At 58.3% G+C, this 21798-nt stretch carries 23 protein-coding genes and 3 pseudogenes; 11 read left to right on the forward strand and 15 right to left on the reverse strand.

Translation table 11 applies throughout. The annotated features are described in order from the left end of the window. Positions 1 to 10: 10 nt before the first annotated feature. The 9 genes from P0D96_RS34065 to P0D96_RS34105 form a co-directional block, all read right to left on the reverse strand. Complete coding sequence (locus P0D96_RS34065; protein WP_408318004.1) at positions 11 to 763, reverse strand: SDR family NAD(P)-dependent oxidoreductase; 753 nt, start codon at positions 761 to 763, stop codon at positions 11 to 13. 59 nt (positions 764 to 822) lie between these two features. Continuing rightward, a complete protein-coding gene (locus tag P0D96_RS34070) occupies positions 823 to 1596 on the reverse strand; it encodes an SDR family NAD(P)-dependent oxidoreductase (RefSeq protein ID WP_408318006.1) in 774 nt (257 codons plus the stop codon). Between the two features lie 70 nt (positions 1597 to 1666). Beyond that, positions 1667 to 2533: an isocitrate lyase/PEP mutase family protein gene (locus tag P0D96_RS34075; protein ID WP_408318008.1), complete on the reverse strand. Its 867-nt coding sequence runs from the start codon at positions 2531 to 2533 to the stop codon at positions 1667 to 1669. A 112-nt stretch (positions 2534 to 2645) separates the two neighbouring features. After that, on the reverse strand, positions 2646 to 3458 hold the full coding sequence (locus tag P0D96_RS34080; protein WP_408318010.1) for an SDR family NAD(P)-dependent oxidoreductase: 813 nt from the start codon (positions 3456 to 3458) through the stop codon (positions 2646 to 2648). A gap of 268 nt (positions 3459 to 3726) precedes the next feature. After that, positions 3727 to 4449: an ABC transporter ATP-binding protein gene (locus P0D96_RS34085; RefSeq protein WP_408318012.1), complete on the reverse strand. Its 723-nt coding sequence runs from the start codon at positions 4447 to 4449 to the stop codon at positions 3727 to 3729. Then, the gene (locus tag P0D96_RS34090) at positions 4439 to 5185 is read right to left on the reverse strand and encodes an ABC transporter ATP-binding protein (protein ID WP_408318014.1); all 747 of its coding nucleotides are present in this window, start codon (positions 5183 to 5185) and stop codon (positions 4439 to 4441) included. Before P0D96_RS34090 ends, P0D96_RS34085 begins: the two co-directional genes overlap by 11 nt. Before the next feature lie 16 nt (positions 5186 to 5201). Then, positions 5202 to 6155 (reverse strand): branched-chain amino acid ABC transporter permease, encoded by a 954-nt coding sequence (locus tag P0D96_RS34095; RefSeq protein ID WP_408318016.1) that lies wholly within the window; start codon positions 6153 to 6155, stop codon positions 5202 to 5204. Next, positions 6148 to 7023, reverse strand: coding sequence for a branched-chain amino acid ABC transporter permease (locus P0D96_RS34100; RefSeq protein ID WP_408318018.1), 876 nt, complete (start codon positions 7021 to 7023; stop codon positions 6148 to 6150). The genes P0D96_RS34095 and P0D96_RS34100 overlap by 8 nt, the downstream gene beginning before the upstream one ends. Positions 7024 to 7158: 135 nt before the next feature. Next, a complete protein-coding gene (locus P0D96_RS34105; protein ID WP_408318020.1) occupies positions 7159 to 8325 on the reverse strand; it encodes an ABC transporter substrate-binding protein in 1167 nt (388 codons plus the stop codon). A gap of 781 nt (positions 8326 to 9106) precedes the next feature. Between P0D96_RS34105 and P0D96_RS34110 the strand changes: the two genes are divergently transcribed. Continuing rightward, complete coding sequence (locus tag P0D96_RS34110) at positions 9107 to 11125, forward strand: acyl CoA:acetate/3-ketoacid CoA transferase (protein WP_408318022.1); 2019 nt, start codon at positions 9107 to 9109, stop codon at positions 11123 to 11125. Between the two features lie 390 nt (positions 11126 to 11515). Then, complete coding sequence (locus P0D96_RS34115; protein ID WP_408318024.1) at positions 11516 to 12250, forward strand: IS6 family transposase; 735 nt, start codon at positions 11516 to 11518, stop codon at positions 12248 to 12250. Positions 12251 to 12380: 130 nt separating this feature from the next. Here the strand turns inward: P0D96_RS34115 and P0D96_RS34120 are convergent, their stop codons facing one another. After that, positions 12381 to 12536 (reverse strand): hypothetical protein, encoded by a 156-nt coding sequence (locus tag P0D96_RS34120; RefSeq protein WP_158608233.1) that lies wholly within the window; start codon positions 12534 to 12536, stop codon positions 12381 to 12383. A 465-nt stretch (positions 12537 to 13001) separates the two neighbouring features. Between P0D96_RS34120 and P0D96_RS34125 the strand changes: the two genes are divergently transcribed. From P0D96_RS34125 to P0D96_RS34135, 3 genes are all read left to right on the forward strand, one after another. Next, a complete protein-coding gene (locus P0D96_RS34125) occupies positions 13002 to 13430 on the forward strand; it encodes an Xre family toxin-antitoxin system antitoxin (RefSeq protein ID WP_046565320.1) in 429 nt (142 codons plus the stop codon). Further along, entirely contained in the window at positions 13427 to 13900 is a 474-nt protein-coding gene (locus P0D96_RS34130) for an RES family NAD+ phosphorylase (protein WP_408318026.1), read from the forward strand. Before P0D96_RS34125 ends, P0D96_RS34130 begins: the two co-directional genes overlap by 4 nt. 494 nt (positions 13901 to 14394) lie before the next feature. After that, entirely contained in the window at positions 14395 to 14664 is a 270-nt protein-coding gene (locus P0D96_RS34135) for a DUF1488 family protein (RefSeq protein WP_408318028.1), read from the forward strand. Between the two features lie 202 nt (positions 14665 to 14866). Here P0D96_RS34135 and P0D96_RS34140 read toward each other — a convergent pair whose 3' ends face one another. The 4 genes and pseudogenes from P0D96_RS34140 to P0D96_RS34155 form a co-directional block, all read right to left on the reverse strand. Beyond that, positions 14867 to 15244, reverse strand: coding sequence for a hypothetical protein (locus P0D96_RS34140; protein ID WP_408318030.1), 378 nt, complete (start codon positions 15242 to 15244; stop codon positions 14867 to 14869). A 102-nt stretch (positions 15245 to 15346) separates the two neighbouring features. Continuing rightward, entirely contained in the window at positions 15347 to 15694 is a 348-nt protein-coding gene (locus P0D96_RS34145) for a hypothetical protein (protein ID WP_408318033.1), read from the reverse strand. 117 nt (positions 15695 to 15811) lie between these two features. Then, a complete protein-coding gene (locus P0D96_RS34150) occupies positions 15812 to 16270 on the reverse strand; it encodes a zinc-finger-containing protein (RefSeq protein WP_408318035.1) in 459 nt (152 codons plus the stop codon). 259 nt (positions 16271 to 16529) lie between these two features. Next, positions 16530 to 16677: pseudogene (locus P0D96_RS34155) on the reverse strand (Tn3 family transposase); the annotation flags it as partial. Between the two features lie 45 nt (positions 16678 to 16722). On the opposite strand from P0D96_RS34155, the pseudogene P0D96_RS34160 reads away from it, so the two are divergent. Beyond that, positions 16723 to 16860: pseudogene (locus tag P0D96_RS34160) on the forward strand (DUF3363 domain-containing protein); the annotation flags it as partial. Between the two features lie 90 nt (positions 16861 to 16950). Here the strand turns inward: P0D96_RS34160 and P0D96_RS34165 are convergent. Then, positions 16951 to 17847, reverse strand: coding sequence for a LysR family transcriptional regulator (locus P0D96_RS34165; protein WP_408318037.1), 897 nt, complete (start codon positions 17845 to 17847; stop codon positions 16951 to 16953). Between the two features lie 94 nt (positions 17848 to 17941). Between P0D96_RS34165 and P0D96_RS34170 the strand changes: the two genes are divergently transcribed. The 5 genes and pseudogenes from P0D96_RS34170 to P0D96_RS34190 all read left to right on the forward strand — a co-directional run bounded on the left by P0D96_RS34170 (position 17942) and on the right by P0D96_RS34190 (position 21795). Further along, positions 17942 to 18691, forward strand: a complete 750-nt coding sequence (locus tag P0D96_RS34170; RefSeq protein WP_408178903.1) for a sulfite exporter TauE/SafE family protein — start codon at positions 17942 to 17944, stop codon at positions 18689 to 18691. Between the two features lie 30 nt (positions 18692 to 18721). Then, positions 18722 to 19261, forward strand: a complete 540-nt coding sequence (locus P0D96_RS34175) for a carboxymuconolactone decarboxylase family protein (RefSeq protein ID WP_408196493.1) — start codon at positions 18722 to 18724, stop codon at positions 19259 to 19261. A 225-nt stretch (positions 19262 to 19486) separates the two neighbouring features. Continuing rightward, positions 19487 to 20119 carry a LysE family translocator gene (locus tag P0D96_RS34180; protein ID WP_408196491.1) on the forward strand — a complete coding sequence of 211 codons (633 nt, stop codon included), beginning with the start codon at positions 19487 to 19489 and terminating at the stop codon, positions 20117 to 20119. Positions 20120 to 20680: 561 nt separating this feature from the next. Continuing rightward, positions 20681 to 20812 (forward strand): annotated as a pseudogene (locus P0D96_RS34185) (carboxymuconolactone decarboxylase family protein); the annotation flags it as partial. 65 nt (positions 20813 to 20877) lie between these two features. Beyond that, positions 20878 to 21795, forward strand: a complete 918-nt coding sequence (locus P0D96_RS34190; protein ID WP_408318039.1) for an NADP-dependent oxidoreductase — start codon at positions 20878 to 20880, stop codon at positions 21793 to 21795. The last annotated feature ends 3 nt before the right edge of the window (positions 21796 to 21798 follow it).

Raw genomic sequence — 21798 nt, forward strand, 5'->3', positions numbered from 1 at the left:
GTGCGGCCGTTCAACAGATCGTGACCCCACTGTCTACCGCCAGCACTTGCCCGGTGACGACACGCGATTCATCTGAAGCGAGATAGACCGCCATATGAGCGATATCGACTGTTTCGGCCAAACCAAGCAGGTGCCGGTCAGCTAACGAGTTCGATGCGGGGTTGGCGTCGAGATAAGCCTGCACGCGTGGGGTGAGCGTAATGCCGGGCGCGATAGCATTCACTCTGATCGCGTGACGTGCATATCCTGCGGCCATCGAGCGCGTAAGCGCCACGACTCCTCCCTTGGCTGCCGTGTAGCAATCTCGTTCGGGCACGGCCATTAAAGCGACCATCGAAGCCATATTGATCACCGAGCCGCCACCCGCCTTCATGAGTTCCGGCAGGCCATGTTTGCAGCATATAAACGTGCCGAATAGGTCCAGCTTGATTGCACGCCAGAATTCAGATTCCGGCGCTTCAGTCACGCGGCCGTCTTGGGACGTTGAGCCACCCGCGACATTGCAGATCACGTTGAGGCTGCCAAACGCGGCGACCGTGCGCGAAATGGCTTCGCGTACGCTGTCGCTGTCACCTACGTCACAACGAAGAGCTATCGCGCGGCCCGCTGCTTTGGATGGCCCTATTGCCGCTTCCGCCATGTCACGGTCGATGTCAGCGGCAGCCACCAGTGCGCCTTCCGCCAAATAGCGCTCGCAAATAGCGTGACCGATGCCGCCGCCTGCACCGCTTACGAACGCGATCTTGCCGGTAAGTCTCGTCAAAATCTTCTCCTATTGACTCGTTGAGGTACGTGATGAGTGCGTCCGCTGGGACATGTTGCTTAGGCCCATGCGTTTGCAGGGTTCTGCACGCAGAATTTTCCGCCGGCAATTTCGACACTTGTTCCAGTAATGTAGGAGGCGCAATCGGAGGCAAGAAACAGCAACACCTTGGCGACCTCGGCGGGAGTGCCCAGTCGATTCAGCGCGACCTGACTTGCCAGCGAGTCTCGTTTGGTCGCAACAAAATCGGCCGTCATCGGCGTCTCGATGAGGCCGGGGATAAAGCCAACGACCCGGATGTTGAAAGGCGCCAGTTCACCAGCGAGCGAACCGGTCATATTGACCACTGCTGCTTTGGAGGCAGCGTAGGCTCCGCTGCCTAGAACAGGTATCAGCGCTCCGAACGACGCCGCGTTAATCAACACTCCACCGCCACGCTTTTTGAGTTTGTCGGAGGCGATCAATCCGCCGTAGTAGACAGACTTCAGATTGACGTCCATGGTCTTGTGCCATTCGTCCTCAGGGGTGTCGATCAGCTTCATTTTGAGGAAAGTGCCGGCATTGCTGATCCAAACGTCGATACCCCCGAAGACGTTTTCGACCCGGTCGGCGAAACCAAGGATTTCCTCGCGATTCGACACGTCGACCGCCTGGCCATAGACGTCATAGCCTTTATCTGTCAACGCCGCGATCGCCTGGTCCACATTCTTCTGCGTGCTGCTGCAGATCGCGACTTTGGCACCTTCTCGCGCGAACAGTTCTGCAGTGGCGAAACCGATTCCCGTGGTCCCGCCCGTGATAACTGCGACCTTATCCCTTAGATTGACGTCCATTTCGTGTCCCTTTGATTTCCCTCAACTCTCTCCCGTCCGGAGGGAGCAATGTTCCTGCGGGCGCAACCTGCTACTTTTCGACAGTGTTCTTCTCGACATCAATCAGTCTCTGGATATTAATGGCATCAAAGACATGAGAGAGTTCTTCCTTGTAGCCTCGTCCAAGCGTAGGATCCGGAAGACCTTTGGCCATGGCCTCGTAACAAAGGCGCAAGACCTTCTGGCGGGCATAAAACGGCGTGGTTGCATCGATCACGAGTTTGTAGCCGAGGCTGCCAACGTCGGTGAGCGACATCCCGATCGACTCCAGCCCTTCGAGCGTCATGTAGACCAGCGGCCCGTCAATTCTTTCTCCGATCGCGCGGTATTGCTCCGGGTTCGTAGGGATAACGATGAGCATATCGGCGCCGGCGCGCTTATATGCCTCTGCTCGCCTCAGCGCTTCGTCCAGATCATCGGTAATGCAAGCATTGGTGCGCGCGATAATGATGAAATCTTCATCTTGTCGAGCGGCGACCGCTTGTTCAATTTTCTGGGTCGCCAGCTCGATGGGAACGACATGTTCGATACCGATGTGGTGATGAACGCGCTTAGGGAATATCTGGTCTTCGATCTCGATTGCCGCGAAGCCCGCTGCTTCTGCCATCGCGATCGTGCGATGCATGTGCATCGGCTCTCCCCAACCGCACGCGCCGTCGAGGATTAGGGGCAGGGGGCATGCCGCTCTGATGTCCAGGGCCGCCTGAGCCATCTCCGTGACTGTGAGGTTAGCCTCGGTTACAGACTTCAGATAGCCCAACGCGCCACCACCTAGATAAAGCGCCTGAAAGCCACTAGCCTCTGCGAGTTTCGCGCTAATCGGATCAAGCACGAGCGGTACTACCGGCGGGATGTCCGACGTCATCAATTGACGCAATTTTGCAGTACCCGACTTCATAAGTTTCTCCGGTGATGGGTTCCGTAACCGGCTGTCTTGTTTGAATACTCCGGATTACTTTACCGAACTCGTTGGCAAGTACAGGGCAGCCCGATGTGTCGAAGCGGTGCGTCTAGACGGCTTGTTCTTCCAAGTCCGGCGCATAGTGTGTTGCTGTCCATCCACCGTCGACGGGCAGGATCACGCCGGTAATGAATGAAGCGGCTCCGGAGGCCAGGAAATAAACGGCCTCGGCGATATCCGAGGGCGTTCCGGTGCGACCGAGCGGCGCCTGATCCACCATGGCGCCTACGAGCCAACGATTGCTCTTGATACGCTCGAATGTGGCCGGTGTTGCAATAAATCCCGGCGACACGGCATTAAAACGAACTCCTCGACGGCTGTAGTCAGCGGCCATTTGGCGGGTGAGGCCGATTACGCCAGCCTTCGCGGCAGAATAAGGAGCACTCCCGCGAAAGCCGACCATGCCCCACACAGACGCGAGGTTGACCACCGAACCGCCATCCTTCATTTCCAACACTGCCTGTCGCGACATCCGAAATACGCTACCGAGATTGATATCGATGTAGCGATGCCATGTCTCGTCGGAAGTCTCCAAGGCGGCCTTTGCGCTGCCGAGGCCGGCGTTGTTGACCAGAAAATTAGGTTCGCCTAGGCGTTCGCGGCATAACGCAAAAAGTTTCCCGGGACTCGTTTCGTCCGTTACGTCGGCCGAAGCACATGAGAGGCGAGGCCCCGCGTCGGCATGGCGCTGCTGGAACCGCTCAAGGGCCTCCGCATTCATATCAACTGCAAGAACTGAGCAGCCCATTTGCAGGAACTTGATAGCAATGCCTTCCCCGATCCCTGACGCGGCGCCGGTGATAATCCCAATCATGCCGGGCACGATGGCCCGATCAGGTGAATTGTCTTGTTGCCCTGTCATGTCAATCTCCATGTAAGTGGGGGCTCCCCATGTTTATGTCGTCTGCCGTGGCTAGCGGCCAGATTTGAGCCATCGGAATCGAGCAGAACAACGGTATTCCAATGAAAGGGTGTGGACTGGTCATTCAGATCAGCGTGACGTGACCGGTACATAACTAACACTCGGGCGACATTGCACACGCTAGGAATCTGAAGGAAAAATGGCTCTGACTACCTAACGCCCATGCGGTGCGAGTGAGAATTTCCGTCAAAGCTCGGTTCATGAAACTCTAGATCCCGAGGTAAGCTTTCTGAACCTGTTCGCTTTGAGCCAGAGTTTTCGCATCGTCTTCCGCAATCACACGGCCGCCCTCGAGGATGTAAGCCCGATTGGACATCGAGAGGGCGACTTCAGCGTTCTGCTCGATTACGAGAATATCGACCCCGCTCTTGGCTATTTCCAGAAGAAGGTGCGAAATGCGATCGACAACGACCGGAGCGAGGCCAATGGTGGGCTCGTCGAGCATCATGATTTTCGGATTGCTCATCATCGCGCGCGCGACTGCCACCATCTGCTGCTGCCCACCGCTGAACGTTCCGGCAATCGCTGAGAGTCGATCGCGCAATTCGGGGAAATGAGTTAAGACACGCTCCATGTCGCGGCGTACGGCGGACGAGTCATTTCGCGTGTAAGCGCCCAGTTCAAGATTTTCTTTCAACGTCATTTTGGTAAAGAGGCGGCGTCCCTCTGGCACAACCGACAGACCTTTCCTGACTAGGCGGTCCGCAGGCAGGGCGGTTACGTCCTCGCCAAACAGGCTCACACTTCCCGCCGTTGACTTGAGCAGGCCGCAGATGCATTTGATTACCGTCGATTTCCCGGCGCCGTTTGCACCGATCATCGTAACGATCTCGCCGCGTCGAACCTCAAGAGACACGTCTGTGACGGCGGGGACGTCCCCATACGACGCAGATAATCCAACGACTTGTAGTGATGGAGCTTCACGCAACATGATTGCTCCCGAGGTAAGCGGTGATGACCTGTTTGTTGGAGCGGACTTCGGCCGGCGTGCCGGTCACTAACTGACGCCCGTGATGCAGCACAACGATGCGGTCGCAGACTGACATCACGGCCTTCATGTTATGTTCGACCAGCAGGATGGTGCTGCCGAAATCGCGGCGGATCGATTGAAGTATGTTGAGGGTCGTCCCGACTTCGGTCTGGTTGAGACCGGTCAGAGGTTCGTCCAGACAGAGCAGCTTTGGGCGCGTCGCGAATGCAATGGCTATGCTGACGAGTCGCTGAAGTCCGTGTGGAAGAGAGCTTGCGATGGACTCCAGGTGAGGCGTGAGTCCCAGAATCGCAGCGGTTTCTTCGACACGCTTCATCCGCTGTGTGCTCGATGCACCCGCGAGCCAGTGAACTGTTCCTACGAGAATGTTGTCGCGCACGGTCATCGTGCGCAGGTAACTGCCGTGCTGAAACGTACGGGTAAGGCCCAAGCGGCTGATTGTCGTCGGTGACAGTCCAGTGCAGTCTCGCCCGAACACTTCGAGCGAGCCCGACGATGGCTTGATAAAGCCGCTAATGAGATTGAAGGTCGTGCTCTTGCCGGCCCCGTTGGGCCCGATGAGACCAAGGACTTCGCCTTCTCGAATCTCGAGGTTCAAATCCGCGACCGCGACGAGGCCGCCGAACTTTCGAGTTAGCCCGGTCGTTCGGAGTAGGATAGCGTTTTCGCCAGTCATATAGTTTTCTCCAGACTTAGCGTGCAACTGATTTGGAGACGTGCGCAGCGCGCTTGGTCCCGCGTCGGCTCCGGAGCTTGCGCCATGGCAATCCGATTAGACCCTGCGGCATGAGCAGCATGGCAAGTACGATGGCGCCTCCATACACATACTGCTCGGCCGCGCCAAAACCCAATGCAACACTGTTGATTAGGACTAGAACAACCGCGCCGAGAATTGCGCCGAATATCGACGATTCGCCGCCAACCTTGACAAAAGCGAGGGCGAAGACGGTAACCAGGAAGCCAAAGTCGTCGGGACTGATCACGTTGTTTACGAATCCGTGGAGGCTGCCGGCAACACCGGCACAAAACGAGGCGATTGCAAAGCACGTGATCTTCAGGGAGAGGACCCGCAGCCCCACAGTCTTGGCGATGTCCTCGTTGTCGCGAATCGCGACCAGCACCTTTCCGAAGTCCGATTTTTCGATCAGATATAGGCCCAGCAATAGGACGATAACCACCGCCATGACCACCGTGGACATCCAGGAGTCAAGAAAGCGGGGCGGAAAGATGTTCCCCATACCGGCAACCCCACCGATGATGGATATTTTGCCGAGCGTGATTCTCACCACTTCCACGAACGCAAAGCCGATCAGCATGAAGTAGGGACCTTTGACCCTAAGTGTGATCAGGCCGAACAAAACGCTGATAACGATGACCACTGCGGGGCCGAGGAGCATCGCAAGTGGAAATGGCCAGCCTAGAAGTGTGGTTGCGATACCTGCCCCGTAGGCCCCCAGGCCAACGAAGGACGATGTGGCAAAACTGACTTCGCCGATGAGCATACCGAATCGCAGGCTCGCTGCAATCAATGCCGAAATTGCGAGTTGATTGATGACGCTGGTGACATAGGGGCCTTTCAGTGTGAGCGTTATAGCGATTGCGACAGCGGTGCCAACTGCCCACCAACGGATATGGAGATTACGCATGAGGAATCAGCCCCTTCGGCCTAAAAACCAGGATCATAATGACAAGGACGAACATCGCGATGGTGGCGGTCGAAGCATCGAAGAAGTAACCGCCAACCGCTTCGATGACGCTGATAATGAGCGCGCCGAGGATGGCGCCAGGTAGACTGCCAAGCCCACCCATAACGACTGCGACGAACGACTTCATCAAGTAATCCGTGCCCATCGTTGGCGTGACCATCGAGACTGGGGCGATGAGTGCACCTGCGAGAGCTGCCATCAACGCGGCCAGAAGAAAGCCGATGAGGGCGAGCCGGTTGTATGGGATGCCTTGCAGCATCGCAGCTTCTCGATCGGCCGCGACGGCTCGGAGCGCCTTTCCAAGTTTTGTCGACGCCAGGGTCCAGTACAAGGCGCCCGTCATCACCGCAGCGATTACGCACAGTAAGAACCGCTGGGTTGTGAGAACAGCACCCAGGATCGAGGTGTTTCCCGAGATGATCGGCGGCAATGAACGGACAGCTCCACCGAAAACCTGGACAAAGGCGCCATCCAGGATCAGCGCTATCCCCATGGTGAGAATAAAACCGCCCTCAAGATCGCGCAGGAAACGAGAGACCCCGAACTTGTAAACGAGCAGTGCAAGTAGTAACGAACCGAGGATCCCAATCGCAGCCGCCATCAGGTAGGCGGCATGCATGGCGAACCCAGCGGCGACGATCATGGGAACCAGCACGCCGACCAGCAGCGCGGATATCGCGAAGAAGTGACCATGCGCAAAATTGACGACCCGCAAGATCCCGAAGACCAAGGTGAGGCCGAGTGAGAAAAGGATGTAGACGGCACTTATCTGCAGTGTCGTCACAAACAACTGCATCGCAGTCTGCATGAGAATAACTCCTGATTACCGATGAATCACCTTGAAACGCTTTCCGCACCTTATGCAGTCCTAGACTGCGTTGGTATCCGCAATCCAATGACGCGGATACCCGCAATGCCTACTGGTCCGTTGGGCACGCATCGATTAATAATTCGGCATGATCTTTGCCTTTTCGACGACTTTTCCGTTCTCGATCTGAGTGATGTAGACGGGCAACTTCGGTTGAACGTCGGATCCGTAGACAGCCTTGCCACCGAAGCCAACGTTGTCTGCGTAGAAACTCGTATATCGCGTGGTCGGTAGGGCTGCAGCGATTGCTTTGGGGTCAAGACTCTGTGCTTTCTCGGCGCCAGCTTTCAGCATGTAGACCGCGTCATAGCAGGGATTGCTGGCGATGCTCAGGGATTCGCCGATCAAAGGCTTCGCCGCCGCGTTCAACTTGCGCTGATGCTCAGTGACGCTAGGTCCGTCGAACGTAATGGCGGCGCCCATGTAAAGGCCTTCCGCCGCGGCTCCGCCCGTGGCTACGATGCCTTCCGCAGCGGTCCCGTCGGTAGCGATCTTGATGCCCTTGTACCCGAGGACGGATAGCTCTTTGAGAACCTGGCCGATAACGGCTGGCGGAGCTGACGCAATATCGATCATGTCCGGCTTGAGGGCCGCAAGTCGCTGGGCGGCCGGCTGGAACTCAGTTGTGCCATGCGCATAGAAGTCGCTTGTGAGCACCTTGACGCCAGCTTTCTCCCACAGTGGGCGAACGATCTCGGCCGCACCATGGCCGTTTGCGTCGTCCACATTCAGCAGTGCAATCGTTTTGGCCTTGGGATAGGCTTTGGTCACGTACTGAATCATTGCCGGGGCCACTTCGAACGGCGTGACGATATCCGAAAAGGTCAGGGGAAAATCGGGCCCCTTCCCGCTTTTGGTCCACGTCTGAGTGAAGAGGAGGGCGCCTTGACGTTCGGTAAGTGATTGCGCCGCTAGGATAGGCGCGCTGCCGACCGCGCACATGTACTTCACACCGTCCCGGTTCAGCAGTGTCTGCGCTACCTTCGTGCCGTCGGTGGCCGTGTACTTGTTGTCGTAGGCGATGCATTCGATGTTATAGCTCGTGCCTTTGACTTTGATGCCACCCGTCGCCTTGATCTCCTTGGCCGCCTCCTTACATAAAAATTCGGCACCCTTGCCCCATGGTGCACCGGGCCCTGAAAGTGGCGCAGACACTCCAAACTTGATTGTTTCGTCGGCCTTTGCGCCGAGGGCAACAACGGAAGCAACCGCAAGAACTGCGAGCTTGATAGAAGTTTTCACTTTGTCTCCTTGCAAATAATGCAATTGGTGTTTTTCGAGAGCAGATCTGTTTTGTCTGCTTTGAACAACGTCAACAAGACGTCTCACCGGATGAGGTCCGTCTTGCCGGAGCCACCTAATCATTCGCCCTCTGTCGCGTCAGCGACTCGAATGCTTGTAGCCCTACGTCATTCGTATTCGTTCTTGCCACTGGATACTGGCTTCAACAGCCGAAGCAGCCGTCCTTGGGTGTCTGAGTAAGTCGACCGGGCCACGATCGCGTTCGATGGTTGTTTCGCCCATCTCTGTGATTGGGTCTAAGGATAAGAGTGACACTCAAGCCGAACAACGTGCCTGTGCAGGAAGAACCTTTGCTCCGACTGACAAGCTCTGACGGCGCATCATGCGAGAGCATTTAGCGTCGGCGATGGTCGGGATATTCCCTTGCTACTAGGCATCGCGGTTAACCCTTAGGGCCTTTGGCCGACGATGGCGTGGCGTCAACTGTTACGTGCAGCCGACGACGTTGCGAGACGCAATTGCATTCGGATTGACTTGCCCGGTGGACGGGCCGCTTCGCACGCTCTGGTGCGGCATCTGGTGCTTGGGCGGGACAAGGCGCAGAATCATCGAGGGAGGCTATGCCGCGGCGATTTCGCATGGGAGAAGTCAGCCGGCCGAACGGAAATGCAGTTCCGTTCGGGCGCGCATAGTCCAGCGATGCTTGCCGCGTGTAACTGCCAAAGAGTTCGGCCTATTACACAGCGCCGCATCGACGCCAGCGGCGCGATAAGGAGACGTCATGAGCGGAGGATTTCACCATCCGTTTCCGTCCTCGACGCGGAGCGTTGAGCGTGGAAAGGTTGTGAGCGCACGGGAAGCGGTTCAGCTGGTGCGCTCTGGCGACACCATCGCGACTGGCGGTTTCGTCGGGATCGGATTTGCGGAAGAAATCGCCGTTGCGCTGGAGCAGCGCTTCCTCGATGTAGGCGAAACCGAGGGGCAATCCCTACGAGACCTGACGCTGGTTTACGCGGCCGGGCAGGGAGACGGTAAAACAAAAGGTTTGAATCATTTCGCTCATACGGGTCTGGTCCGTCGTGTGATCGGCGGTCATTGGGGCTTGGTCCCCGGCTTACAGAAACTGGCAATCGCCGGCCAGATCGAGGCTTACAATCTTCCGCAGGGCGTCATTTCCCATCTGTTTCGTGACATCGCTGCGCATAAGCCGGGACACCTGTCGAAAGTCGGGCTAGGGACCTTTGTGGATCCGCGCCACGGTGGAGGAAAGCTTAACTCACGGACTACCGATGATCTGGTTCGCTTGATGTCTGTCGACAACGACGAGTTCCTGTTTTACAAGACATTTCCGATCGATGTCGCCATCATCAGAGGCACTACTGCGGACGCGTCGGGAAATATAACGATGGAGAAAGAGGCTCTCACACTCGAGTCTCTGTCGATCGCCATGGCGGCTCGCAATTCCGGTGGTGTCGTGATTGTCCAGGTCGAACGACTGGCGGACTCGAACACTCTCAATCCTAGAGACGTACGCATACCGGGCATCATGGTTGACTGTGTGGTGGTCGCGAAGCCGGAAAATCACTGGCAGACCTTTGGGGAGCAGTATTCCGCTGCGTTCTCCGGCGAGCTTCGGGTTGCTGCGACGTCGCTGCCAGCGATGAAAATGGACGTGAGAAAAGTCATCGCGCGCCGGGCCGCGTTCGAGCTCATGGCTAATAGTGTTGTTAATCTGGGTATCGGTATGCCGGAGGGCATCGCTAGCGTCGCGAATGAAGAGAAAGTCATCGACCTATTCACGATGACGACCGAGCCGGGTGTCATCGGGGGCATTCCTGCAGGCGGTTTAAGTTTTGGTGCAGCGGCGAATACTCAAGCGATCATCGATCAGCCTTATCAATTCGACTTCTATGATGGAGGGGGGCTGGACATCGCGTTTCTAGGCCTCGCACAGGCTGACCGGCAGGGCAATCTGAACGTGAGTAAATTCGGTCCGAGGCTTGCGGGTGCGGGTGGCTTTATTAACATCAGCCAGAGCGCGAAGAAGGTTGTCTTTGTCGGCACATTTAACGCTGGCAACCTTGATATCGCCATTGAAGACGGACGGCTAAAAATCATGCGCGATGGAACCTGCCAGAAATTTGTCGATGCGGTCGAGCACCGGACTTTCAGTGGAGAGTACGCGCAAAAGCGTGGCCAGACAGTGCTCTACATTACCGAGCGGTGCGTGTTCTCGCTGACCGCCGCTGGCCTTGAGCTTATTGAAATTGCGCCGGGAATCGATATCCGGAGAGATATTGTCGCACAGATGGGATTTGTGCCCATCGTTGATAGAGCGCCGCGTTTGATGGACGAGCGCATATTTCGGCCTGCACCGATGGGGCTGCGGGCGGTCATTCTCAGACTGAGCCTTAGCGAACGATTCAGCTACGACGCCGCACAGAACATGTTTTTTATCAATTTTGAAGGACACGAGATTGCCAGTCTCGAAGACGTCGAGGCCGTTCTATTCGAGGTCGAAACAAGGTTGCACGACGTTCGATTTAAGCCTCATGCGATTGTCAATTACGACAATTTTTCTATCCGGCCGGAGATCATTGATGCCTATTCGGACATGGTGACGTACCTCGTCTCCCGGTATTACTCCGGAGTGACAAGATATACGACGAGCAGTTTTCTTAGACTGAAGCTCGGAGACGTTCTACAGCAGCGTAGCGTTTCGACGTATATCTATGAAAGCCCAGAGGAGGCAAACGCTCATGCGGACGAGATGACGCAGGCACATTTGGGGATAGGCTGAGCCCGTCGCGCGGGACTCTTGCGCCACAAAATGCAAGTGCGCGATTGGACGGAGGGATGGGCGATTGGGTTGGTGTTACCGGCGCCGCTTCCGCCTTGCTAAAAGCGTACAGCATTTTTCAACAACATCGGCCAGGAACGGACGGTGACGCAGTCGCGTATGAATGACCGATGCTAACCCTTAACGGTCACGGACTGGCGCCAAAACGCCGATCCTGCGCTGGCGCCTAAGCGCCGATCATCTGGTGGCGCCAATACGCCGATCCCGGAATGGCTCCATAACGCCGGGCAGTGACACGATGCCGACCGTCCGGGTTTTACGGGACATCAACGCCCGCGCAGCGTTGTCGGGCTCTGTCAGGTTGACGAGGCTGTGGCGTAAGATTGAGCAATGAAGAAAGCAAAATCGCTGTATCACGGTCATCGTTTCCCGGCGGCGGTCATCAGCCAGGCAGTTCGCTGGTATTTCCGCTTTCAGTTGAGTTTGCGCGACATTGAGGAACTCCTCTTCGAGCGCGGTGTGACCGTTACATACGAGACGATCCGGTGCTGGTGCGACAAGTTTGGTCAAAGCTTTGCGCACCGGGTAAAAGCGGCGAGACGCCAGCCGGGTAGCACGTGGCACCTCGACGAAATGTTCGTCACGCTGCGTGGCGAACCGTATCTGCTGTGGCGTGCGGTCGACGAGCATGGTACCGAACTCGACATCCTGCTACAAAAGCGGCGCGACAAAGCCGCAGCCAAACGTTTCTTCAAGCGTGTGCTGCGCTCCAGCCCTGTGCCGCGCAAGATCGGCACCGATCAGCTGCGAAGTTATCCGGCCGCAAAGGCCGAAATTCCAGCTTTGGTGAATGTGAAGCATGTATTCGTTAAAGCGGCCGCCCGCCTGAACAACCGCGCGGAGAACAGCCACCAACCGACACGCGAACGCGAGCGTCGCATGCGTGGCTTTCGCGACCCGAAACGCACGCAAGAATTCCTCTCATGCTTCGGACCGATCCGGCAACATTTCGCACTGAAGCGGCACCTGCTACGCGCCTCACTTTCTCGCAAACAACTCGCAGCCCGGTTCGTTGCATGGCGCGAATTCGCCGAACTCGCCCAAAATCCGTCGACTGTCTTCTGACCAATCGGCACATCTGCCGTAGTGCCGTCCCACTCTCGGCAAGTTGAAAGTGCCCCCGCGAGTTCTCTTCAGAACCTGGCGGGTTTTTCTTTGCCTGCGGGGCGCGGGCTACATACAGCGGTGGAGTCGCTCAGCCGTTCAGTTGCGACTCGACGTTCAGGACGATCCGTGCGACCGGGTTGTTGTCTGCGGATTGCGGCGCGAACTTGATCTGGGCGAAGGTGACGATACCGAGAGCGACGACCAGGAGTGCTCCAGACGCGGCGATGCGGGGAAGGTATTTCACAGGGACCTCATTTTGATGGTGTAGACAGAAACTGGGCGAAGCTGACAGGCGTGTCGACTCACCTTCAGCAGCATGTCTGTCCGCAACCTGGCAACGCCGGACGCGGTCATCGGATCGCACTTGCCGATCGGACAGAACTTGTGCAGTGCACTATAACACGACCGTCAGATCGCACCTACCGACCACACGGGCTTGTGCAGTGCACTATAAATGGTTTATCCGTGTGGCCAGTGCGACATCCTGCCGCCAGCCGATGCTTAATTGCTTGAGCGTTTCGTGTATGAAGGTTTCTGTAGGTCGTAACGCGCCGTCATGCGATGTGGGCGATTTTCGCAGGCACGGACGATGTCGAGGTGGCCGCCCCGACAGTCTCCCCGCTGGAGCCAGCTAGATTGAAAATGGATTTGCTGGCAGTATCAATTGCGCTATGATTAGGTATCAACTGATACTTTGATCGGGAGTCGCATGTCACTGATTACGCCTGAAGCAGTGGCCGCGGTCATGGAACTGCGGCAGGTCCCGCACACGCTCGCGGAACTCGAGGCACTTGTCCGCGACGGCCTGCCCAAGTCCGCGCTGCGCGCGGGCGTCGAACATGCGACGCAGGGTGCCGACGCCCGGCGTGCGCTACTTGCCCGCATCATCCCCGAAGCGACCTATAAGCGGCGTCGCGATCGGCTGACGCCAGACGAATCGGAAAAGACTGAGCGGCTGGCTAGGATCGTCGCGACGACGGCCTACGTCTGGAACGACGAAGAGGACGCGCGGGAATTCCTGTCGACGCCGCACCCGGAGCTCGAAGGGCGGGCGCCGCTCGATGTTGCGCTGACCGAACTCGGCGCGCGCCGGGTCGAAGAACTGCTCTGGAAACTGTTTTATGGGTTGCCGGCGTGAAGTTGTTTCGGATCGCCGACACTCGACACACGGTCTGGAGTGGTACCGGCGCGATGCTGGTGGGCGGCCGCTTCAATAGCCCGGGGCGACCGGTTATCTACGCCGCGTCGACCTTCGCCGGTGCGATGCTCGAGGTTCTTGTTCATGCGCGCATTGGCAAGGTACCGAAGACACACGGATGGGTTGAAGCAGCGGTTCCCGACGATATTCGCGTCGAACGCCATTCGGCCGAATCGTTGCCGGGGGGATGGGATGCGCCAGCACTGCAGGCGGCAAGGGAGTTCGGCGACGCTTGGCTGACCGAGTCGCGTACCGCGCTCCTGATCGTACCTTCCGTCGTCGTCCGAGCAGAGTTCAATGTGCTGGTCAATCCCGCACACCCCGACGCGACGCGGATTGCCGTGACCGGGCCGCAACCCGTGGTGTGGGACGAACGCCTCTTTGTGATGCCGTCGGTCGGACACTCCTAGATTATGATGGTGGTCGGCTAGCCTTGCCTCGACGCTTTGCTCCTCGAGAGAGATGACTAGGACGTCGCTTCTAGTTTAGTTCGCACTCGCCGCTCGCAATGGCCAGTGCAGCGCCGTCTTATATCCTCCTTGTCTGGTTGCCAAAGCCGACACGGCTGTCAGTTTTTGTTAATCGCCCTGATGATTTGACATAATTATATTGATCACTTCTCGTGAACCTTTTTAGTTCAAATCGTACGCTGTCGGTTGCAGCCCACTTGTCTAGTGTCGGTTTCAACCGCCCACACCCGAGAACAAAAACCCGCTTGGCAACTAAGGCTCAGGGCGATGAAGATCCAGGTAAATGCGTTATGGTGATAAGCGACCACGGGCGGCAGCCGCGCGCCAGATCGTTACGTCGTTGGTGATTGATCTGCTTGTGACTTCTGGTAAATTAATCGCTGCGCGGCGCAGTACAAATACAAAGACCGCGGATGATATCGTTGAGGTGTGTCATGGAAGTTCTTGATCGCGCGCCCGCCGTCTCGCCGGACGGACGCGCCGTGGTGTTCATGCTGTCGGTCCGCGGCCGAGACGTCGAAGCCGCGGTTGCACGTGACGCACTCGAAGAACACTTCTGGCTGCCACCTGACGCCGACGCGGCACGCACACTCAAGACATTCGAAAGCGGCCGCAACCGCATCGTCGCGGTCGCACAAAGAAAGTTACTCGCGCGGCCCGACGAACCGCTGCGGCTGACCGTGAACGACTTCGTGACCCGGTAACCGACCGATGGCTGACGATGACTGTCGCGTCGCGATGCGTCTCCGATCCACAAAAAAGCACGACCGTTCAATTGGTGATAATTCTTTTTATGTAAAATGTAGGAATCCGAAATTTATCGGCAGACGAAATCAATAATGCAACGACCTCTTCGGCAAGTGCTCCACCTGAATCGCAATCTGCCAAGGCTTGCCGATACGTCGATTACGGGATCGGGGAATGGTCCGTTCCCGTCAGAAAAACCCTCAACTGCCGCTCCGCTTCGAATACTTCGTGAAGAGGAGCCCTTGCGAGCTGGGCGTCATACAGCGCCAGCAGCGCTTCAAAGTCGCTGATTACCTCGGACGCGAGCAGCCACTCTCCCGTCTCATGAGCGTGCGCCAGGGTGTTCTCAACGGCATATTCGGCGATCTTGAACTGCTCCACCAGTTGGTTGCCATAACCAGCACGCTGCAGATACCAGCTCAGGTACACCGCGCGCATAAGTTCATTGACCAGATGGCTGTTGCCATGTCCGTCGCGGCATGCGACCAGCGCAAGATGACAGGACAGCGACCGTTCACTGGCGGAGGCCCGATCCATCGGCAATAGAAGTGCTTTCGTCAGCGGCCTGCGGGCTCGGCCGGGGGACCTGTTTCGCCTAGAAGACATTTTTTTGACATTGCGACGCCGGGAAGCGATTGATTATAGCGAAGCCATATCAGAGATACGGCCGCGACGACAATCAAGGGCCGAGTTCGACCCGATTTCTGCCTGATCCCCGGCTACGGTTGATGTGCCCTCATCCAGTCGCCATTCGCCCGTTTCCCGGCCGCGGTCGAAAGCGGCCGAAATGGCGGCTTCCGCGACGACGAGTTGCTCGTACGGGGCCGCGCCGTAGCCTGCCTCGGCGATAAAGCCCGTCAGGATCATGGTCTGGGGAAGGGTCTGTGCGTTACGCACGCTGCCGTCACCGGCCCGCATCGTTGCGAGCGCAAGGTGTACCCGCAGCGCGAGTTCGTCGGCGGTAGCGCGCGGCATCGGCAACAGCATCGTTTTGGCACGTCGTGCTCGTGCCGAGTCGGGGTTGCGAGCGAATCGGAGAGTTTTGGGCATCAGGGTTCATTGGTGATCTCTTGAACGGGGATAGCGGCCACGGGCGGAAGTTGCTTAAACGTTGCCTTCTGACGAAGCGGCCCCGCGATGTGCGATGAATGCTTCGACATGCCGGATCGCCTGTTCGCACTGGTCGAGTGACAGGTTGTGGATGGACGCCGGCACCGGATCGAAGCCGAGTTCAGATGCGACCCAGCGGATCGCTTTCGCGCGGGCCTCGAACGGATTGACGTGATCACGCCTGACCTTGCCCGAGACCAGTGGCTCGAGCGCGTCGTGCAGGCGGCTCTTCGCGTCGCGCAACGCGCCGTCGGCGAGACGTCCCAGCGGCACGTTCCGTGTGCTGCGCGAGTGGATGCCGATCCACGCCTGACACGCTGTGCAGACCCAGAGCGCGCCGTGGTCGTCGCGGTAGGGATACGACGCTTCACCGTATTTCACGAACGCGGCGTGAGCGCCGCAGTAATCGCACAAGGGCTGGGGTAATGCCTTGATCGGGCGACCTACACGCACCGGACACTCCTTCTCGGTGAATTCAGATCACATTATCCTCGATCGTCGGGAAGCGGAAGCTGTACGATTGTCGCGATCATTTGTAACTGAGACCGTGCGTCCCTCGCCCAGCGCAAGCTCGGTGAATGGCCGCGGCCGAGCAGGTACGACCGCCTCTTGTCGACCCTTATAGGTCATTCAACTCCAACAGTGGAACGTCCGGATGCAACCGCATAGCGGACCGCGCGTTCGAGATAGGCGGTGTTCCCGAGAAACCACGCGATCAGAAAGAGTCTGCGTTCGATGCGACCGAGTTCGCGCAGGGCGCGCGCGAGTCCATTTTTCCCGGGGTAGCTCGCGAGCTTGCGAAGCATGAGCGAGGCTGTCACCGGACCTTGCTTGATTGAGATGGCCAGTCGCAGGAATTCCTACCACTGCGCGAGGAGAATCCTGGTGTTGATCGGTTTGTCGCCGAGAAAATGCGTCGGGCCGGCATCGTGGAGCGCGAAATCGAAGGTGTCTGGCGTATGCCTGACGATCTGCCAGAACCGGGCCGCCAGTATGACGCACAGCAGCTCGGTGGTGGCGTCGCGGTAGAACTAATCGCACCCGCACATCGTGCACATGAAATCAGCGCACGTCGACATGGACCTTTTCGGCCAGGAAATCCAGATGGCATTCACCCGCAGCCGGCCGCGCGGCTACAGGGTCTGCGCTCCGCCACCGAGATGCGCCAGCAGGCTTTGCATCGGCGCAGACAGCGTGTGCCATTGCTGGAAGCACAGACAGAGCTGTCTGCGCGCCCAGTTATCGCTGATCGTGAGGGTCCTGAACGGATACCTGCCTCGAAAGCGCCTGGCGACCGCCAGTGGGATGATCGCTACCCCCACTCCCTGCGAGACCATCTGGCACGATCCCTCGAAACTCTTCATACGGATACGGAGTTCTAACGTCTTGCGCAGATCGGCAGCGTGTTCGTCGATATGATCCTGAAGCGCGCTCCCGGCCTCCAAGCCAATAAACCGTTCATCCGTGACATCAGCAAAGCAGATTGCCTTCGATTCTGCGAGTCTGTGCGCAACAGGAACAATCAGGACGAGATGGTCACTAGCGACAGGCTGCATTGTGAGGCCTGTGGCGTTGACCGCATCCGATATCACGCCCGCTTCGGCCAGGCCTGCGTCAATCATCTTCACAATCTCGGCACTCGTACGCTCTCTCAGATCAATGTTCAGGCGCGGACGCTGCGCCAGCCACGGCGCGAGCCTCTGCGGCAGGAAACCCGTCAACGCTGCCGTGTTCGCATACAACAGCAGCGTACCTCGCGCGCCGGCACCAAAGTCACGTAGCTCTCCCTGCAAGAGGCTGTGCTGTCTGAGTATCAGACGCGCATGATGCGCCAGTGCCTCCCCCGCCTCGGTGGTCACCACCCCCCTGCGGCTTCTTTCAAGCAGGGCGACACCGGCATACGATTCGATGTTACTGATGCGCTCGCTTGCCGAGGCTAATGCGAGATTTGCCTGTCTGGCCCCGGCTGTAATGCTGCCGGCATCGACCACACAGAGGAACAGACGCAGATCCGCGAGATCGAATTTCATGCAGTCACCAGGACAGATTGCCTTCGGATTGTCCGAAGGTAATATCGGAAAAACCGCATTGTGCCAGTTCCTGGTTGGAGGCGTAATACCCTGCATGAATACTCTGACCATCGGATTGACCTGCCTGCTCCTTGCCACGTTTCTCGGAGCCGGTGTCGTTAAAGGCGTGACCGGAATGGGCTTGCCCACGGTTGCAATGGGCGTGCTTGGGGCTACCATGTCACCGCTTACAGCGGCGGCGATCTTGATAATTCCGTCGTTCGTGACCAACGTGTGGCAAATGCTGGCTGGGCGAGACACACTCCGCCTCATGCGACGGCTGTGGGCAATGATGCTCTGCATCGTGATCGGTACCGTTCTGGGGACGCGACTACTGGTAGTCGTCGATCCCGTCTGGTCGGGACGTGCTCTGGGAATCGCCCTGATCGCCTATGCGGCCTATGCACTGTTCTTGCCAACGCTCTCGGTCCCGGAACGGTTCGAGTTCTGGCTTTCGCCCGTCATCGGCATTGTTACCGGGTTGTTGACTGGCGCCACCGGCGTCTTCACGATTCCCGCTACGCCCTATTTGCAATCGTTCGGTCTTCAGAAAGACGAGCTCGTGCAGGCTCTTGGCCTTTCGTTCACCGTCTCCACGGTTGCACTCGCAGGAGGGCTCCTGGCCAATGGCGCGTTCCGGCTCGACCAGCTCGGCCTGTCGCTGCTGGCTGTCGTTCCCGCTCTCGCTGGAATGTGGTTGGGCTCGATTGTGCGGCAAAAGATCAGCCCGAAAGCCTTCCGCCGCTGCTTTCTCCTCTTCCTCGTGGTCCTGGGCCTCGAGCTGACGCTGCGTCCGTTTTCCTGAGTCCTAGTCACCTAATGAAGGGTTCCACCCATGAGCCGTATCGCTATTCCCGACATCACGTCCGCCACCGGTGCCACTGCCGATATCTATGCGCGGGTGAAGAAGATTTCCGGTGGCCGCGTCCCCAATACTTACGCCGCGTTGGGCTACCTTGTACCGGCGTCTTTGGCTGCGGTGCTCGACGCCCAAGGCACATTGAACTCGGGCAGCCTGAGCCGGCAAGAGCACGAAACGATCAAGCTGCTAGTCAGTGAGAAGACTGGTTGCGACGTTTGTGTGGCCGCGCACAGCTTCGTAGGCAAACTGGCGGGCCTGCCGGTCGATGTGCTGCGTGCCATTCGCGCGGGGCAGCCCACGGGTGACGCCAAACGTGATGCCTTGGTGCGCTTCGTGTCTCACTTGCATACCACGAGCGGCACGATCAACGAGGACGAGTTTAATGCCATCCGTGCGGCCGGCTACACCGACACCCAATTGGCGGAGATCTCGCTGACCATTGCACTCGGCATCTTCACGAATACCTTCAACCGTATCAACCGCACCGACGTCGACTTTCCGCCCGTCGAGTAAGCCGCCCTGCCGGACGTGCATGGCATCACACATCCAGGTTTAGCCCGGCTCCTCATGGACGTAACGCGTGCCGATACGAGAGATATCAACTTATGACCACACAAGCCTTCGAATTTGACGGACCGCACGGTTACCGGCTCGCCGGCAGATTTCGCTTCCCGTCGGCCGGAGCCGCGAACCGCCGCGCGCTTGGGCATTACCACGATCTTGTCATGGAGACATGCAATGCCTGAACACACTTCTCTTCTGGCCTTCGGCCTCGTCGCACTGGGCATGGCGCTTACGCCGGGCCCGAACATGATCTACCTCGTCTCACGTTCGATCTGCCAGGGCCGCGTCGCGGGGCTGATCTCGCTAGGCGGCGTGGCGCTTGGCTTCGTCGTCTATATGTTGTGTGCGGCACTTGGCATCACCGCGCTGCTGCTCGCGGTGCCGTTTGCGTATGACGCTTTGCGCTTCGGCGGCGCGCTTTATCTGCTTTGGCTTGCATGGCAAGCGGTGAAGCCGGGCGGAGGTTCGCCGTTCCAGGTACGCGACCTGCCGGCCGACAGCCCGCGCAAGCTGTTCGTGATGGGTTTTGTGACGAATCTGTTGAATCCGAAAATCGCGGTGCTCTATCTTTCGCTGCTGCCGCAGTTCATTGATCCGCGGCACGGTAGCGTGCTGGGACAGTCGCTCGCACTCGGCTTCGTGCAGATTGCTTCGAGTATCAGCGTGAACGCAATCGTCGCGATGACTGCAGGTTCAATCGCCGGATTTCTCGCGCGCCGGCCCAGATGGTTAGCGATGCAGCGCTGGATGATGGGAACTATGTTGACGGGCTTGGCCGTTCGGATGGCGATGGAAGCGCGCCGGTAGCGGATTTGCGCGCGCGGCGCAGGCTTCAGGTAAGCGCGACCCGGATGAATTTGTGCAGTTGCACCGAATCCGCGGGACTCGAGTACGGCTCACAACGCACCCAGGGACAGCTTCGCTGTCCGGTCGAACTGAATCTGCAAGTCTGAATCCATGTTCTTAGTACACACAAAAATGGGTGATCTTGGTTCTTCTATTCACACCATCGATGGCACAGAATATTCGCATCATCGTTGATACAAATATAAGGCCAACACAGAGATAGCTGGCCATGATCACTCGTCCGATTCTGTTTGCGTTTTGCGTGACGGCTGCGAGCTTCGTAAGCGCTGGCGCTGCTGCATGCGAGGCCTCCGAAATAGTGAAGCCGAATTTTGAACAGGCGATCCCCAATCTGCGGGCAAATCGCTGGTCGCTACAGAAGTTCAGTACACGCCGGTCGCTGATTCGGTACCTCACGTGCACGAAAAATCCGCTTTCGTTTGCGCGTAGGTGATATCCGGCACAATCGAATCCAGGGCGAGCGATGGTGAAGTCCGCCAGTACCGCGTCGGCGAGAGTTGATCCGGCTACACGGATGCAAACGTGACGGAGGTCGTCGCGCTGGTGGCCATGTATCCCCTGACGAAGTTTTTCAATAACGTGTTCGATCCCGAAAAGGACTTTCCCGCTGTTGCGCCGGCCAGCTCGATCTGAACTCTATTCACCCATTTGCGAAGGAATTCGGAAAGGACGCTATACCACTCACGAGGAGATGGACGATGAAGGCGATCATTGTGACGGACCAGGCCGCAGGAACGGCAGGGATGCAACTGACAGAGCGGCCCGAGCCGGAGGCGGGGATAAACGACGTCGTCGTTCAGGTCCATGCGTCGGGGTTCACCTGGGATGAGCTGACGTGGCCCTCGACCTGGACCGATCGTCGAGGCGTTGACCGAACACCATCGATTCCCGGGCAGGAGCTGGCCGGAGTGGTCACCGCTCTTGGCTATGGCACGACGGGGCTATCGGTGGGACAGCGGGTGTTCGGCCTCACGGACTCGTATCGCAGCGGCACCTTGGCCGAGTATGTGGCGATCGAGGCACGCAACCTAGCGCCGCTGCCGGGCGACGTCGACTTCACGGTGGCCGCGAGCGTGGCAATGCCGGGTCTGACCGCGTGGCAGGGACTGTTCGAGCACGGCCGCCTTCAAGCGGGGCAAAGCATCCTCGTCCACGGCGCGGCCGGCGCGGTCGGTTCGATGGTAACCCAGCTCGCACGTGAGGCCGGCGCCTACGTCATCGGGACCGGACGCGCCGCCCACCGACAGGCGGCGCTCGACTTCGGCGCGCAGGAGTTCGTGGACCTCGAGAACGACGTCCTTGAGGACGTTGGCGCGATCGATCTGGTGTTCGATGTCATCGGCGGCGACATCCAGAAGCGGTCCGCAGGCCTGATTCGAGCCGGAGGGACGTTGATGACCATCGCCGGGCCGACCGAGGCGCGGCCCGCCAACGGTTTGACGATCGACTTTGTTCTCGTGCCCGATCGCGCCCAACTGGGTGAGATCATCCAGCGGGTGCGTGACGGACGACTGCGGACGAACATCGGCAACATCGCGACCCTCGACGATGCCGTCGCCGCTTTCAATCCGACCGAGCGGATCAGCGGGAAGACGACGATCCGCGTTCGTCCGTGAGCG

The organism is Paraburkholderia sp. RL17-347-BIC-D, assembly GCF_046027915.1.
GTDB lineage: Bacteria > Pseudomonadota > Gammaproteobacteria > Burkholderiales > Burkholderiaceae > Paraburkholderia.

Excerpts from the sequence above, each read along its gene's own strand:
- P0D96_RS34070 (WP_408318006.1), bottom strand. The coding sequence starts at position 1,596 with ATGGACGTCAATCTAAGGGATAAGGTCGCAGTTATCACGGGCGGGACC.
- P0D96_RS34075 (WP_408318008.1), bottom strand. The coding sequence starts at position 2,533 with ATGAAGTCGGGTACTGCAAAATTGCGTCAATTGATGACGTCGGACATC.
- P0D96_RS34080 (WP_408318010.1), bottom strand. The coding sequence starts at position 3,458 with ATGACAGGGCAACAAGACAATTCACCTGATCGGGCCATCGTGCCCGGC.
- P0D96_RS34085 (WP_408318012.1), bottom strand. The coding sequence starts at position 4,449 with ATGTTGCGTGAAGCTCCATCACTACAAGTCGTTGGATTATCTGCGTCG.
- P0D96_RS34090 (WP_408318014.1), bottom strand. The coding sequence starts at position 5,185 with ATGACTGGCGAAAACGCTATCCTACTCCGAACGACCGGGCTAACTCGA.
- P0D96_RS34095 (WP_408318016.1), bottom strand. The coding sequence starts at position 6,155 with ATGCGTAATCTCCATATCCGTTGGTGGGCAGTTGGCACCGCTGTCGCA.
- P0D96_RS34100 (WP_408318018.1), bottom strand. The coding sequence starts at position 7,023 with ATGCAGACTGCGATGCAGTTGTTTGTGACGACACTGCAGATAAGTGCC.
- P0D96_RS34110 (WP_408318022.1), top strand. The coding sequence starts at position 9,107 with ATGAGCGGAGGATTTCACCATCCGTTTCCGTCCTCGACGCGGAGCGTT.
- P0D96_RS34115 (WP_408318024.1), top strand. The coding sequence starts at position 11,516 with ATGAAGAAAGCAAAATCGCTGTATCACGGTCATCGTTTCCCGGCGGCG.
- P0D96_RS34125 (WP_046565320.1), top strand. The coding sequence starts at position 13,002 with ATGTCACTGATTACGCCTGAAGCAGTGGCCGCGGTCATGGAACTGCGG.
- P0D96_RS34135 (WP_408318028.1), top strand. The coding sequence starts at position 14,395 with ATGGAAGTTCTTGATCGCGCGCCCGCCGTCTCGCCGGACGGACGCGCC.
- P0D96_RS34140 (WP_408318030.1), bottom strand. The coding sequence starts at position 15,244 with ATGGATCGGGCCTCCGCCAGTGAACGGTCGCTGTCCTGTCATCTTGCG.
- P0D96_RS34145 (WP_408318033.1), bottom strand. The coding sequence starts at position 15,694 with ATGCTGTTGCCGATGCCGCGCGCTACCGCCGACGAACTCGCGCTGCGG.
- P0D96_RS34165 (WP_408318037.1), bottom strand. The coding sequence starts at position 17,847 with ATGAAATTCGATCTCGCGGATCTGCGTCTGTTCCTCTGTGTGGTCGAT.
- P0D96_RS34170 (WP_408178903.1), top strand. The coding sequence starts at position 17,942 with ATGAATACTCTGACCATCGGATTGACCTGCCTGCTCCTTGCCACGTTT.
- P0D96_RS34175 (WP_408196493.1), top strand. The coding sequence starts at position 18,722 with ATGAGCCGTATCGCTATTCCCGACATCACGTCCGCCACCGGTGCCACT.
- P0D96_RS34180 (WP_408196491.1), top strand. The coding sequence starts at position 19,487 with ATGCCTGAACACACTTCTCTTCTGGCCTTCGGCCTCGTCGCACTGGGC.
- P0D96_RS34190 (WP_408318039.1), top strand. The coding sequence starts at position 20,878 with ATGAAGGCGATCATTGTGACGGACCAGGCCGCAGGAACGGCAGGGATG.